The sequence below is a fragment of the Paenibacillus agri genome (assembly GCF_013359945.1).
GTDB classification, from domain to species: domain Bacteria; phylum Bacillota; class Bacilli; order Paenibacillales; family Paenibacillaceae; genus Paenibacillus_AQ; species Paenibacillus_AQ agri.
Genome location: NZ_JABWCS010000216.1, coordinates 160,311 through 174,854 on the forward strand (window position 1 = coordinate 160,311; position 14,544 = coordinate 174,854).

A 14,544-nucleotide genomic window follows, 5' to 3' on the forward strand; every position below is an offset into this window, starting at 1 on the left:
TGGTATGCCTTATAGTCAGTAATCACTGAAAAAGCATCTTGACAGCCCTAATTTTACTCAGTGGTATTCTTGTATACTACTTATACAAAGGTATCATTTTAACATAGCTTTTGTAGAGGGTATTTTTTTTCAAAAATAATTAGTCGTATTTATTAATACTACTTAAAATTTCGAACAAAGAGAGGATAAACCAACCATGAATACCTCAACTACTATTGATATCGCTTTTTGCAGCGAACTTATTGTCTCTCTCGGAGCCAAGCTCCTGAAGGAATGCAAGAAAGATCTGCGTTTGACCACATTTGAGGAAGTACACGCCAGAGCTACAGAAATGAGTGAATGGGTCACCCGATCGTTAAAAGAACCCCTTGCCAGCAAATATCCTTCTATTCTCTGGTCGGATTCGGAATTCAATCTGGATAATCAGCGGCAAGCGGAATTTGCAGGCGAATATTGGATTCTTGATCCACTGGATGGAGCTCTGAATTTTGTCCAAGGCTTCTCCTTCTTTGCCCTTTCTCTGTGTCTTGTCCGTGCAGGACAACCGTTCGTTTCGTTTGTCTATAATCCCAGCAGCCGGGAATTATTCCATGCTGTTTCAGGACAAGGGGCTTTCATGAACGGCTCTCCTATCCATGTGGCAACCAAGCAATCATTGGCCAATCCTACATTACAACCTCCCTACCCAGCGATCCGGCAAAAGAACAGGAGATATCGGAGCTGACGGTACGCGGCATTACCCGTTTTATGACCAAGACTGTAGCTGTAAAAATGCTCGGCGCTGTCTCCTTGCAACTAGCTTACGTCGCAAGCGGTAGACTTGATGGCTATTTTGAATTTGGGGACGATTATTATGACTGGCTGGCGGGTTCCTTGCTCGTTCAAGAGGCTGGCGGGATCATTACGAATGGTCAAGGAGGACCTTTCACGTGGGGCACTTCCGGGATCATCACTGCGAATACCAGTCTGCATGGGAAAATGGTCGCGGAGCTGAGGGAGCTTTGATCTTGTTTTGTTTATTGACCTGCGTTTGAGCCCAGCCATAACAGAATGGATAGTTTAGCATAAAGTTATCTCCAAACCCATGGAATACTGATAACAAGGCGAACGCTACCGCTTTTCCACATCCGTCCTCTCCGCAGCTTGGGAGACATAATTGTTTATCACACGTCTTAAAAAGCACGTCTTTAAAAGGAGCTACCTCCATTTAGTGCCGCTTCGTCAAACAGCGGACTCGAGAGGCTTTAATGCCTTTCGAGTCAACCACTCAGTAACATAACGGACTCCAGAGACTTTATTGCCTTTCGATTCAACTACTCAGTAAGATAACGGACTCCAGAGACTTTATGAGCATAGTTTCCAAACGAAATCCGCTGTGCGGGAGAAAATAGCGTCACCTGAGTCCGTTGCACATTCCAGAAGTAGCTTTTATGGAAAATAACGATTATACGGTCCGTTAGCTCGCATAAGTGAATTTCAACCGTCAGATGTAGTTGTTTTGACAATTTGTTTGACAACACTGATGATGACGTTGGGTCCTTTAAAAATCGCAAAGGAAATCGGTCTTTATCAGCGATCGGGAGTACCCTCTGAACACACAGCATCTTCACTGCCAAACGTTCAAGCGCCGATTTTGCTGTTGTGCCTTTAAAAATAGCAGCGTCACAGACCATCCCGAAGGAGCATTTTCGTATTATTAGGCCAATCAAGGATTTTACCTTAAGTAACTATCGAGATTGGATGACTTTCACATGGCAATAATTTTTGAAGCAGGCGTCAATAAGTAAAACGTAGAGCAGCGATCCTCCCATAAGGGGAAAATCACTGCTCTAAAGTTCTTTATAAATCTTATTTTTAAAGCTTCTTTTTAAAGCTTCTTTTTAAAAAACAGTTTTGCCTCACTCGTAGAAAATCACTTTAGGGCGGTTCGATCTTTAATAGGACGGCCCGATCTTTAATGGTGGGTTAAGATTGCCCCGCGGAAATACTCTCGCTGGGCTTCCCGGTCCGCCAGAGCCTGCGGATATCGCGGGATTCATCCCAGGTTCGCCCTGCGGAAATATAGTGAAGCAGGGGCTCAATGTATGGGGCGGCCTTCTCGTAGCCGCCCAAGGCTCTAATCTGGGCCGCCAAAGGGGTAAAGGCGGCCCGCAAAGGGGCTCTGTCGCCGCTATAATAGGCGGCATGCAGATCTTCCCGGTCGAGCGGGCGGAGCGGCAGGTCCTCATAATGGCTCACGATCAGGTGAGCCAGATGGACCACGCCTTTGGCGATGACCGGGGAGACCAGGAAGCTCGGCAGGGTGCGGTACTCGAAGCCGCCATACGGCTGGTACCGGAAATCGCCGAGCACACCATAGCGCGGACGCCGCGAGGACGCCCTGGCGTCCTCCAGCAGCGTAATGGGCAGCGCGAGATAGTTGTCGAGCGCGCGCAGCAGCGGCGCGGTCAGCGTCACGCCGCTGAAGTGCAGATGGCCGCCGAGGGCCCAGCCCGCCAGCGGCATGCCTCCCGCCCGCCACGCCAGCGTGCGGTCGGCGATCAGCCGGTCCGCCGTAGCCGCGGCGGACATAAGCTGCGCCAGCAGCGCGCGCGGTTCCCCGCGCGGCTGAGGGCGCAGCTCCGCTACCGGGAACGCGCCGCGCGTTCCCGGGGGTCCGGCGTCGCAGCCCGCGACGCCTGCCATGGGCAGGTACCGCGACGCAGGCACGACGCGGCCCGTGTCCACCCGGAGCAGCAGGAACTCCGGGTCCATGCCCATGAGCAGCCCCGGACGCCCGGGCTGCTCAGCGGCCAGGCTGCGGGTCAAGACCCGCGCAGCCGATGCATAAGGCTCCGGGAGCGAATTGCCCGGAGCCACTGCCAGTGGCGTCACGTCCTCCACCACATACTGACGCTCGCCCATAGCGGTGAGCAGCACCTCACCGCTGTCCAGACCCAGGCTATACAGGGCAGCAATCGCCAAACTGTCGACATCCCGGCGGAAGCTTCTGCTTCTACCCGCAGCGGCCCTCGTGTCCCTCCATGGCCACACATCCCCTTCTTCTGTAACACCATTATCATTAGTTCTGGCAGCATCAATCGAGTACCTTAGCCGATCTAGTTCGTAGCCGTCAACATGCTCCGCACTTGTAGTAAAATCCTCCCATTCTACATTCTGGCTATCGCGTAGAAGCCTCCCTGAGCACTGGCCTACCACCCCCTCTTCTTGCCGTCCATAGGAACTAAGTCGAACTCCCTTCATCCCCCGCCCTGCTCCAAAGGGCGTAATAGCCCTCACCGCGAGATTGTAGACCGAAATGGAGTAACGCTGCCGGTGTTTCCCCCCGTGATTGCTGGCCTTATATGTATCATCAACTGAGTTTGTCATCTCCCAGGCACAACGACGTTCCCTAGCTGGGCTGGCGCTGACCCCGGAATCAGTGATCAAATACTTTCTTCTGCTACCCGCAGTGAGTGCCGCCTTCAGCCCGCTCCGCAATAGACGACCCTCTCGCTGTTCAAGTGAAAGAGACCTGTAGACGCCAATCCCCTCATTGATCATCTTCTCGCCCTCCTCCGGGCTGGTATTCCTGATTTAGATACCCAAATAGCAAAAAACGGCTTCCCGTCATGCGGAAGACACCGTTTTTGCCATACAAATTAAGCTTTGCAGAAATTCAACAGACTTTTTAGACAAGCAAAAAAATTATTCAAAAAAAGGAGGGCATTCGCCCTCTACGCCGCCGCCCTCCCAGCATATAATGAATCATATCTCATACATCGTAAGTCAGGCGGCGGCGCATGTTTCTTACAACTCATCATCCAGGGCGTCAGGGTCCAAATCTTCATAATCGAAGGTTTCGCCGTCAAAATCATAATCCTTGTCTTCCAGATCATCGACTTGATCACTTACAAACACGCGGACTTTGGTCTCAGCCACCAATTCCGCTTCAAACTCCCGCTCCACGCGAAGGGTCACGCTTCCGCCTCCCGGCGATACGCCCGCTTCCACACAGTTTGGTTCCTGCGTTGCCTCCGCAGAAACTTCCACTGTAGATGCGCGGTGTCTCGGGTCCAGGTACGAAAGAGGAATAAGCTCCACATAAGAGACCGTTTCTTTAGCAACCTCGGTCTGCTTATTCTTGTCGTACGAGTACCAGATGTTCACATCATAAGTACCGATTACTTCGATTCCGTTACCGGCGGCAACCGCTTCGTATTGGTGGTTGATGATCCAAGCCCCCAGAATACTTGTCGGATGATGTGGCGGAGTCACGGTATGAGTTGCGGTAGAGAACTTACGACCTTTGCCGCAAATTGCCTTCGTAATGATCTCCCTTGTTTGACGTTTATGGCCTAATGACATCTTTGAACCTCCTCCATACAATCATTCACTATCAAGTGTATGCAGGTTCTAGGCATTTGTTGATTGTTAGTCTATAAATAAATTTGAGTAAGCCCTCCCGGCCCCGGCCGCGAGGGTTATAGTTCATTTTATTTCATTTGACACGATGGTATGAGTACATTTTATTGCGGAATAACCCTTACAATACCGATGTTTCTCTGCTTGCTGAGGTCCAGGAAGTCCTCGCCGAGGTTCACGAGCGGACGAAGAGGGTCATGCGACAGGATCATCACAATTCTTCCCGTCCGCCCGTCTGTTAACTCCACCTCGTTCCCTATCATGGACTGCATCAGTTTATCAATAAAGACCCGGCAAATATAAGGATCCAGCTTGCCGTACACACTCTCCTCCATCTGTGTCAGAACCTCGTAAAGCGGAGACGCCTTCCGATAGAAACGGTCTGAAGTCATGGCATGGAAAATATCGCAGATCGCCACGATTTTGCTGAAATCCGTAATCCGGTGTCCAAGCACCCCGAACGGATAGCCGCTGCCGTCCATTCGTTCATGATGCTGAAGGGCTACAAGTGCCTGATTGTGATTCGTACCAACCGTATCCCGCACCATTTCGTAGCCGTACGTAGTATGCTTTTTCATAATCTGGAACTCTTCTTCGCTCAGCGGTCCGGGCTTGGTTAGAATCTCGGCCGGCACCATAATCTTTCCGATATCATGCAGGGTGGCCGCAATGGTCAGCTGGCTAAGATCCTCCGGCTTCATCTTGAGCCACTTGCCCAGCAGCGTCGAGAGAATCCCTACTGCAACATTGTGCCTGTATGTATAATCGTCCTTTGACTGCAACGCAGCCAATATGCCATAGAAATCATTCTTCTCCGTCACCTGATGGATGAAGGGGATGACTTCATTGCGGAGCTCAATCATGGGAATGCGCTTGCTTTTATTGTAACGGATCTGTTCAAAAATACTTTCCATTGCAGTCGTACAGTCGTCGATAGCAATCTGGAAAAATGCCGCGCCATCCAAATGAATAACATCTTTCTCCTCCAGCGCAATCTTGTGCTGACTGATCAATCGGATATGCTCGGCGCTTAACAAGGTCATCGCAGGCAATACAAAGACACCCTTGCTGTTGAACAAGTTGGCAACCAACTGCTTCCCGATATACTCCTCGTTGCTATTATTCACGCTCTCACCTGCCAGAGCAGAAAATCCGAGACTACGGAATTCCCTGCTGTATTTGAATCCCCACTGTTACCGTTCAAGATACATCACCTATGTGGTACTATTTTATTGCTTAACTATACTTATCGTTATTTTACTATTGTTTGTTAATACCTGTCCCGGGCTTCGAGGCCTAATCTCAGCTTTTGCGGGTACGGCTCCGTGAAGGACGAACTACCTCATGTCCAACCGGATTCTTATGCTGTTTAGCAATTTTTAGGTACAGAGTCAGCTCACGGCACAATTGGAGAATCGCTGAACGCACCTCGAATTCCTCACGGGAAGCCGGGAGCTCCATCCGCTTGAATTCCTGCTCTACCTCCTGCAGCAGATGCTCCGTACGGCCCGTATACTCCTCTGCTCTCACGTCACTGCTCAATTGATCGAACAGCTCACCCATCATGTCACAATGCGGCAGCTGCCGGTACACCTGAGACAGGAGCTGAACCATGTTCTGGATCGATTCCAACTGTTCTTTTCGCATATAAAAATAAACATTCCACGCTTCGTCGGGATGAATCACGTGATTCTCCATCTCCCGCGTCGCCGCCGTCAGCCCCCGCTGAACTGCAGCGTTAGCTCCGATCAGCTCCTTACCGTCCCAGACATATGCAGGATCACGCAATGTGCGGGACATCTGTGTGAAAATCACAGAGAAATAACCATCCACTTCCTTGCGGATGGCCGAGATCGCCCCACCTGCATGAGGCATATAGATCAAATTCACCAGTCCTGCAGACCCTAGTCCGATTACAAGCAGTTCAATCTGCTGGAACAGGACATGCAAGCTGATCTCAGCTTGTCCAAAGACCCGAAAGACGATAACCGAGCTGGTGACGATCCCTTCCTTAAAGCCTGCCCGCACAATCAGCGGGAAGCCAAACAGCACATAAAGTCCGAGTACCCAATAATGAAACCCTAGTCCCCAGAATAAAATACAGCCTAAAAAGAGTCCCACGAGCGAGGCGAAAAAGCGCGCCGATATCGTTCGGAGACTCCTTTTGCGGGTCACTTCCACACCCAGAATAGCCAGCAGACCTGCGCTTTGCGCATTGGGTATGCCCACAGCGGCTGCCAGCAGAATGGACAGCAGCGTGGCCGCTGCGGTTTTGATTACACGAAATCCCATGAACAATACTCTCCTTAACTACATTCGCTTCTTAATTTAAGTAAAGATAATATAGTCATGGTACAAGATTTTTCAGAACGGCACAACATGACATCATCTTTTTAACGCCGATTTAACAGTAGCTTCTCCACATAGACAACCAGTTGATACATAGCCGTTGCCACCGCTGCTATGATCAGCAGGCTTGACATGACCAGCGTGAAGTTGAAGACCTGAAAGCCGTAGATAATGAGATAGCCAAGACCTGATTTTGCCACCAGAAATTCACCCACAATGACGCCTACCCATGACATGCCGACATTCACTTTCAGCGTAGATACGATGGCAGGGAACGAAGCTGGCAGGATGACCTTGAAGAAGATCTGCACCCGCGTGCCGCCGAACGACCGTACCACCTTGACCAGATTGGGATCAACGCTGCAAAAGCTGTTATAAACCACAAGCGTAGTTACAATGACCGTGATGGATAAAGTCGTCATTACTATAGCTGTGAAGCCGGCACCAAACATCACAATAAAGATGGGACCTAGGGCCACTTTTGGCATACTGTTGAATACGACCATATATGGATCCAGTACCGCGGATAAAAAAGGCGACCACCAGATCACCACAGCCAGCAGTGTGCCCAGCAGCGTCCCCAGCGCGAAGCCTACCACGGTCTCTCCAACCGTGATGCCTAAATGTGGCCAAAGAGTACCGCTGACCATATCGCCCCAGATTTGCCGGAACACCTTGGTCGGGTAGCTGAACAGCAGTTCATCGATCCAGCCCAGCCGCGCACTGGCTTCCCAGAGGGCAAAGAACACCAGCAGCAGGCTGGTGCGGACCGCGACAATGCGATTTTTCTCCCGTCGTTTCTCTTGGCTGAAAGTGCTGTGCATTTGCCGCAGCCATGATTCCCGGGAAGCTGCGATCCCGGATATTTCCGATTGCTCCACAAGCGTTCCCTCCTAACGTTCAGCGTTACCTGCCTAAACCGACTTGCTTCCTGCCTGCTCCATTTCCTTCCAAACCTCATGAAAAAGCTCTGCAAAGCCCGGCTGATCCCGTGCATATAAGGGCGGAACCTCGCGGATAGACTCCGGCACGGTGAACACCTTGCGGATTCTTCCCGGATTTGGTTCCAGCAGAATCACCCGGTTGCTGACTGCAATCGCCTCAGACAGATCATGGGTAACCAGGATAGCTGTCGTCCCGCGGCGGCGCAGAGTTTCTGACACCAGATCCTCAAGCTGCAGCTTGATCTGGTAGTCGAGCGCCGAGAATGGCTCATCCAGCAGAAGCAGGCCAGGATCGGTTGCAAGGGTACGCACCAGCGCAACGCGCTGCCGCATGCCGCCGGAGAGCTGGGACGGATAGGCATCCTCTTTTCCCGCAAGTCCCATATCTCCCAGCAGCTCCACGGTCTTTCTACGATTCTCCTCGTTCAGATTACCGGTCAATTCTAGCCCCAGCAGGGCATTTTCAAGAATCGTGCGCCAGGGGAACAGATAATCCTGCTGTAGCATGTAGCCGATCTCGGGGGAAGGATTATGGATTGGACGGCCATAGACGGAGACCTCGCCTTCGGAAGGCTGCAATAATCCGGCAATTATTGAGAGGAGTGTCGTTTTACCACAGCCACTTGGCCCAACCAGACTGACGAATTCTCCACTTCCGATACTAAGGTTCAAGTCTTCAACAGCCAGAGAGGCTTCCCGTTCACCCAAGTAAGCATGTGTTACTCCTTTTAATTCCACTACCGGCAGCATATCCACCTCCTCCTTTCACAGATTGTGCTTTTCCTTACTTTCCGGTTTGACTTGCGAGACTGTCCTTGGCTTTTTCCGCAAAGCTGTTATTCACAATTTTGTCTACTGGAATGCGTTCCTTCAGCTCACCTGCGTTCTCCATAACATCCAGCAGGTTATTCCACTCTTTATTGTCAATGATGGGATCTGTCGCATACGTATCCTGTTCTTTGTAACGCTTGATCGAAGAGATGACGATATCCCGATCTGTCTTGTCAAAATACGGCAGCACCGCGTCCGCAATCTGCTCCGGACTGTGATCCTTCACCCAAGCTTGAGCGCGCTGGATCGCATTGGTGAACTTTTGGACCGTGTCTCCGTTTTTGCTGATGTAACTCTTCTTGGACATGAAAACTGTGTAAGGCAAGTACCCGCTCTCTACCCCAAACGAAGCCACAACTGAACCCCGTCCTTCACGCTCAAAGATTGAGGCCTGCGGCTCGAACAGCTGTACATAGTCCCCTGTCCCGGAAGCAAAAGCCCCGGCAATGTTGGCAAAATCAATATTTTGAATCAGGTTCACATCCTTGGCAGGATCGATACCTTTATGCTTCAGGGTAAAAGCGCCGGCCATTTGTGGCATGCCGCCTTTTCTTTGTCCGAGAAAAACGCTCCCCTTCACGTCATCCCAGTTGAACTGTTCCGCGGCCTTGCGGGCAAACAGAAACGTCCCGTCCCGCTGAGTAAGCTGGGCAAAGTTGATCACCGGATCATCGGCTCCTTGTTGGGATACATAGATCGAAGTCTCGGAGCCAACAAGCGCCACATCAATCGCTCCAGAAAGCAAAGCCGTCATCGTTTTGTCCCCGCCAGGAATGGTCTGCAGCTCCACGTCCAGACCCTCATCCTTGAAAAAATTCTGTGACAGCGCGACATACTCAGGCGCATAGAACACCGAACGGGTCACCTCGCCGATCTTCACCTTCACCGACGACGGGTCGCCCCCGCAGCCGGCAAGTACGGAAAAACACAGAGCGATGATCAAGAACGACAGTGACAGTTTTTTTCTTCTTTTCATCCTTCATTCTCCTTTCTTACCGGGTCTTTCGCCCTTGCTTGCAGCATATGCGGATGCCTAAAGAATGGTTAAGAAGACCAGGTGGCTGGGATGAACGGATTCAAAATGTACTAAAAATAGGTACATCGGCGGATACTCATTTTTTTGAAATACATGGAAACTATGATTGAGAGAATTTGAGAGTCAAGAGAAACGCCAAAATGGCCGGAACCGGTTGTCTCGGTCCTGCCTGATGTGTGTCACTCTATTTGTTTACGCGTATTTTGGCTAAGGTTTGATGCGGGTTCCGGTCTTCATTATTTGCGTGCTGGCCGCAGCGTCAGATTGGCGCCGCCTTCAGAACCCATTGTGTGATAGCATTGCAGAACTCTGCTTTGGTGGTTGGTGCAGCAATCATCCAATCTTCCGTTCCGCTCCCGATGCGTAGCATAAATGCGCCGGAGGGATCACCGATATAGGAGGCATATTGCGTATTCCAGCCGCTGGAACCGTGCATGCAAAGTCGTAATTCACCCTCAGATGTGCACCGCTTCATGATTCTGGCTAACCGGGGGGCGTTCATGACATCGCCGCTAGTCTCCTCCAGTAAATCCGACAGGATATGTACCGGAAGGGCGGCGGACTCTTCCTTGATCTGCTCAAATCTTGTCCTGGATAGCAACATTGCAGGTGCGGGTGGTACGGTCTGAGTATCACTTTCACATTCGTCGCAACCATTCAGTAAGAGGATACAAGCCTCACGCACTTCTTCTGGCTCGCTTAGCTCCCAACTGGACAACTCCGGTGCTCTCAGACAAAAAATCCATGTAGTCTCCTTATGTATCAGCAGGCAAACATCCCGTGTAAAACCCGCTTCGGCGTATTTCAGCCGACATAGTCGTGCTCCTGCATCCGCTTTATTCAACAACTTTTCAATATCCACACTCCTGGTCAGCTCTGGAAACAGAAACCGGGCCAGAATCAATCTTTCCTTTTCATTCACATCATTATTCCTTCCTGTAATACTTCACTGATCATAATTAAATCAAAAAACACGGCATATGGAAATAAATCTAGTAATCTTTATGTTATCATAAGCTAATTTTAAGGTAAAATTAAGAAACACCCGGTATTATCATTACTATGAAATACTTGTAGCGAGGTGGATTTCAAATGAGAATGGTTATAACATTTCAGAACAAACTTGTACCTGTGTATTTCACAACAGAAAATAAACAGCCGACTCAAAAAGTGCTCCGGTTACTTAACAACACCTTGGATCTCAAAATTCAAAAAGGCAAACGTGCCCTCCAGAAATGCTTGAATTCTCTGATCAGTATCGAAATTAAAGGCTCTGAAGCTATATTGCACAGTTACAGTGAAAATGATTCATTGGCGCTATCCCTCTATTAATAGAGGGGTAGTTTTTTTTATGCTCCAGACAACTCAAAGAGGCATACGCCTTCTCGCCTGAAGGAATATGCCTGTCTATCACCTGAACGACCGCCTACTTTGTAACTTTTGGATAGATCGTTTTAGCTGGTTTTGTAGTTTCTCTCTTCCTCTTTTTCGGCCTTTTGGATACGAAGCTTGAATAGCTTGAGAAGATTAAGACGCGTGTGTTGTTCGTGACAGCTGTCCAATTTCTTAATAATAAAACGGTCAATGGACATGCCAATCGCTCCTTTTATTCATTTCTTGTCAGTCCCTGTTCTGTTCAGGAAATCATTTCCTTTTAACCTCGTACTCCTATATACCCTTCCTACATATTCCTAAACGCATTCTCTTCAGACGAATTCGCTGCTCATTCACTACAAATATTTTTTATATTCTAAAGTTTACAAACTTAATTACAAGTGCTATATTATATTCAGTAAGTATCTAATATACATTTGAGGAGCAATCATCATGACTAAAGTCTTATTTATCAAAGCAAACAACCGCCCTGCTGACCAATCGATCAGCGTCCAGCTGTACAACGAATTCCTGGAAAGCTACAAGCAAAATAATCCGCAAGATGAGATTACCGAACTTGACCTGTTCGCTGAACAGCTCCCTTACTACGACAACACTTTGATCACTGGCGTTTACAAATCTAACCAAGGCTATGAAGCTACTCCTGAAGAAGCTGCTGGTGCAGCTTTGGTAAATAAATACCTGGATCAATTTATCGCCGCTGACAAAGTCGTATTCGCCTTCCCGCTTTGGAATATGGCTGTACCTGCTGTACTTCACACCTACATCGATTACGTGAACCAAGCCGGTAAAACATTCCAGTACACTGCAGAAGGTCCTAAAGGCCTCCTGGGTGGCAAAAAAGCAGTTGTATTGAATGCCAGAGGTGGCATTTATTCCGAAGGTCCTGCTGCTGGTGCCGAGATGGCCGTTAACTTCATCGTTAACAACCTTGGCTTCTGGGGTATCCAGGATGTTACTCAAGTTATCGTTGAAGGCCATAACCAACTTCCGGATCAAGCCGCTGAAATTATTGCAAAAGGCCTGCAATCTGCTAAAGCTGTCGCAGCTTCGTTCTAAGTTATCGTTCTAAAGGTCCGGTTATCATTTGCCGTTACAATTTGAACCACTAGACTTAACCACGATCTGGAATCACATTAACCGGGCCTTTATTTATATATAGGTACGACAAAACCTCCCGTTCCTTCTGGAACCGGGAGGTTTTGTCGTTAGTTAGAGTGATCTTAAGAATCACATATCACTTAATATTCATCTAGTTCTTTGCGCCAGCCGTAGCCTCTGGTTCGCGACTGGCTTGTTTTGGAGGAGCCTGTCCCGGAGGCTACCTTTCGTTTCGCTTTAGCTTCCTTCGAACTCTGGAATTGCAGCTCACGCTGGGTTTTGCGGTAGTTAAGCAGCCGCTTCTCATCCAGCTGTCCGCTTTGGACTGCTTCCAGTACGGCGCAGCCTTCTTCCCGCTCATGACTACAATTGCTGAACCGGCAGGACGCAGCCCATTCGCTGATATCCCCAAAAGCAAGATCAAGTCCGCCTTCGTCCTCCCACAGCTTCAGCTCCCGCATCCCCGGCGTATCGACGATAATACCGCCATCTGGCAGCACGAACATTTCCCGGTGCGTTGTAGTATGCCGGCCACGACTATCGTCTTCGCGAACACCCTGCGTCAATTGAAGATTCTTTCCGCTAAGCCAGTTAACCATCGTCGACTTACCACAGCCCGACGAGCCGGTAAGCGCAACCGTCTGACCGCTGCCGATATACGGAAGCAGCTTCTCACGCCCCTGATCCAGCAAGGCACTGACGGCATACACGGGAACGCCCGGAGCCGCCCTTTCCATATCGGCGATTTGCTCTTCCGCGTTTTCACACAAATCTGCTTTGGTCAGCAGGATTACCGGGTTGGCTCCACTGTTCCAGGCCATAATAAGATACCGCTCCATCCGCCGGACATTAAAATCGTTGTTCAACGCGCTGACCAGGAACAAGGTGTTGACATTAGAAGCGACGATTTGCTCGTCCTGGGTGCTGCCAGCTACATTGCGTGAAATCACGCTGTGCCGGGGAAGAACACCATGGATGACCGCATGGGCACCCTCATCTTGCATAACTAATGCCACCCAGTCGCCAACGGCTGGAAACTCTCCCTTCTCGTGAAGAGAATGCCTGAACTTTCCGGCCAATTCCCCCCAAGTCTCGCCGGTCTCCGCAAGGACCCGGTATTTGCTGCCAAAGTCGCCCACAATCCGCCCGGGTACATAGCTTCTTCCATCCTCTTGTGTATTCCATTCTTGGTTCCATTTTTTCATCCAGATTTCATTCCAACCATATTGTTCAATATTCATGTATTGCCTCCTAAGTTTCTGTATCCATATTTTTATCACCCTGCAAGTTTTCCGGGAACATAAAAAACCGCCGAAACCAAGGTTCCGGCGGCGTCTGGTACAGAACCCTCCGCAGAAGCGGAACGTCAGGCTGTACAATTACAAATACAGAATAAACCACACTCTTATATAAGAGCCAGGCATAGTATATTTGTACGCAAAAAAGCCGCCGGAACCGATACGGTTCCCGGCGGCTCTAATAAGCATTAAAAGAGCTTAACCACTAGCTGCATCAGACTTGCTGAACAGCATCTGTTCCCGGAAGACACGTATCTACAACAGTTACAACCGTCGAAACAATCATTGTATATGCTGTCATATTCATCGTCTCCTTCCGAAATAAATCTGCTGTTATCATAAACGGACTTTATACTAATTGTCAAGCTATAATGCAATATAAATTTACAAAATCTGCTTCAGTTCATCCAGCTCATCAATTGTTTTCCACGGACCACCTTCAAGACCATCATCCCATGGATGATTGCGGCGCAGCCAGACGCTTTCGATCCCCGCCTTGCCGGCGCCCCAAATGTCATTAACCGGATGATCCCCGATAAATAGCGTTTTCTCGGCTTCTGTTCCCAGACGTTCCAGCGCAAGCCGATAGATGGCTGGATCGGGTTTGCTGATTCCGGCTTCTCCGGAAATCACGATCGTTTTGAAAAAGCTACGCAGATTCAGCTTGTCGATTTTACCATCCTGGATATGCTTTTTCCCATTGGTCACTAGTCCCAGTACATAACCGCGCGCCTGGCAATGCTCCAGAATATCCAGGGCATGCTTCATCAGCGCCCCGTGATGACTATAGCTTTCATCATAATAAGTGCGGATATGGGCGGCAGAGACAGGTGTCTTCCAAGGCAGTATCTCGCTCAGCTCGGCAAAAAAACCATCCTTGTCCCTGTAACCGTCATTATCCCTAATGATCATATCTTCGATCACCCTGTCCATCTCCTCTGGAGATAAATGGCCCAGAAAATCGCGTACAAACTGAGTGCTGAAGCTGCGGAACGTATGATCACGGTCCATAAGCGTATTATCAAGATCAAACAGCAAGCCTTGTATTTTTGTCATAAGTTCACCAATTCGCTAGATTTCGTGTTCCTGTACAAGTAACCTGTCTACAGGTTCACAGTTAAAACTATATCACGCCTGATCCTTTTCTGAAAAGAATAGGGTCCAGTGAACCGACAACGCACACTTC

General features: G+C 49.4%; 15 protein-coding genes. 4 read left to right on the forward strand and 11 right to left on the reverse strand.

Features of this window, described 5'->3' with window-relative positions:
* The first annotated feature begins 196 nt into the window (after positions 1 to 196).
* Both HPT30_RS21105 and HPT30_RS30480 read left to right on the forward strand, forming a co-directional pair.
* Complete coding sequence (locus tag HPT30_RS21105; RefSeq protein WP_175373293.1) at positions 197 to 724, forward strand: inositol monophosphatase family protein; 528 nt, start codon at positions 197 to 199, stop codon at positions 722 to 724.
* 23 nt (positions 725 to 747) lie between these two features.
* On the forward strand, positions 748 to 1,005 hold the full coding sequence (locus tag HPT30_RS30480; protein WP_175373363.1) for an inositol monophosphatase family protein: 258 nt from the start codon (positions 748 to 750) through the stop codon (positions 1,003 to 1,005).
* 960 nt (positions 1,006 to 1,965) lie between these two features.
* Here HPT30_RS30480 and HPT30_RS21115 read toward each other — a convergent pair.
* From HPT30_RS21115 to HPT30_RS21150, 8 genes are all read right to left on the reverse strand, one after another.
* A complete protein-coding gene (locus tag HPT30_RS21115) occupies positions 1,966 to 2,964 on the reverse strand; it encodes a putative amidoligase domain-containing protein (RefSeq protein WP_175373294.1) in 999 nt (332 codons plus the stop codon).
* An 825-nt stretch (positions 2,965 to 3,789) separates the two neighbouring features.
* A complete protein-coding gene (locus HPT30_RS21120; protein ID WP_066361767.1) occupies positions 3,790 to 4,347 on the reverse strand; it encodes an outer spore coat protein CotE in 558 nt (185 codons plus the stop codon).
* Positions 4,348 to 4,508: 161 nt separating this feature from the next.
* Complete coding sequence (locus tag HPT30_RS21125; protein ID WP_175373295.1) at positions 4,509 to 5,531, reverse strand: HD-GYP domain-containing protein; 1,023 nt, start codon at positions 5,529 to 5,531, stop codon at positions 4,509 to 4,511.
* Between the two features lie 175 nt (positions 5,532 to 5,706).
* Positions 5,707 to 6,696, reverse strand: coding sequence for an aromatic acid exporter family protein (locus tag HPT30_RS21130; RefSeq protein WP_175373296.1), 990 nt, complete (start codon positions 6,694 to 6,696; stop codon positions 5,707 to 5,709).
* Between the two features lie 101 nt (positions 6,697 to 6,797).
* On the reverse strand, positions 6,798 to 7,577 hold the full coding sequence (locus tag HPT30_RS21135) for an ABC transporter permease (RefSeq protein ID WP_175373364.1): 780 nt from the start codon (positions 7,575 to 7,577) through the stop codon (positions 6,798 to 6,800).
* Positions 7,578 to 7,667: 90 nt separating this feature from the next.
* Positions 7,668 to 8,447 (reverse strand): ABC transporter ATP-binding protein, encoded by a 780-nt coding sequence (locus HPT30_RS21140; RefSeq protein ID WP_175373297.1) that lies wholly within the window; start codon positions 8,445 to 8,447, stop codon positions 7,668 to 7,670.
* 34 nt (positions 8,448 to 8,481) lie between these two features.
* On the reverse strand, positions 8,482 to 9,504 hold the full coding sequence (locus HPT30_RS21145) for an ABC transporter substrate-binding protein (RefSeq protein ID WP_175373298.1): 1,023 nt from the start codon (positions 9,502 to 9,504) through the stop codon (positions 8,482 to 8,484).
* A gap of 319 nt (positions 9,505 to 9,823) precedes the next feature.
* Positions 9,824 to 10,486 (reverse strand): hypothetical protein, encoded by a 663-nt coding sequence (locus HPT30_RS21150; RefSeq protein WP_175373299.1) that lies wholly within the window; start codon positions 10,484 to 10,486, stop codon positions 9,824 to 9,826.
* Between the two features lie 170 nt (positions 10,487 to 10,656).
* Here HPT30_RS21150 and HPT30_RS21155 point away from each other — a divergent pair, with 170 nt between their 5' ends.
* The gene (locus HPT30_RS21155) at positions 10,657 to 10,896 is read left to right on the forward strand and encodes a hypothetical protein (RefSeq protein ID WP_066361778.1); all 240 of its coding nucleotides are present in this window, start codon (positions 10,657 to 10,659) and stop codon (positions 10,894 to 10,896) included.
* Between the two features lie 122 nt (positions 10,897 to 11,018).
* On the opposite strand, the gene HPT30_RS21160 is transcribed toward HPT30_RS21155, so the two are convergent.
* Positions 11,019 to 11,156, reverse strand: a complete 138-nt coding sequence (locus tag HPT30_RS21160; RefSeq protein WP_175373300.1) for a hypothetical protein — start codon at positions 11,154 to 11,156, stop codon at positions 11,019 to 11,021.
* A gap of 235 nt (positions 11,157 to 11,391) precedes the next feature.
* Here HPT30_RS21160 and HPT30_RS21165 point away from each other — a divergent pair, with 235 nt between their 5' ends.
* Entirely contained in the window at positions 11,392 to 12,018 is a 627-nt protein-coding gene (locus HPT30_RS21165; RefSeq protein ID WP_175373301.1) for an FMN-dependent NADH-azoreductase, read from the forward strand.
* Positions 12,019 to 12,200: 182 nt separating this feature from the next.
* Here HPT30_RS21165 and rsgA read toward each other — a convergent pair whose 3' ends face one another.
* Together rsgA and HPT30_RS21175 are read right to left on the reverse strand one after the other, a co-directional pair.
* Positions 12,201 to 13,301, reverse strand: a complete 1,101-nt coding sequence (gene rsgA / locus HPT30_RS21170) for a ribosome small subunit-dependent GTPase A (RefSeq protein WP_175373302.1) — start codon at positions 13,299 to 13,301, stop codon at positions 12,201 to 12,203.
* A gap of 441 nt (positions 13,302 to 13,742) precedes the next feature.
* Positions 13,743 to 14,414: an HAD family hydrolase gene (locus HPT30_RS21175; protein ID WP_175373303.1), complete on the reverse strand. Its 672-nt coding sequence runs from the start codon at positions 14,412 to 14,414 to the stop codon at positions 13,743 to 13,745.
* Positions 14,415 to 14,544 lie beyond the last annotated feature (130 nt).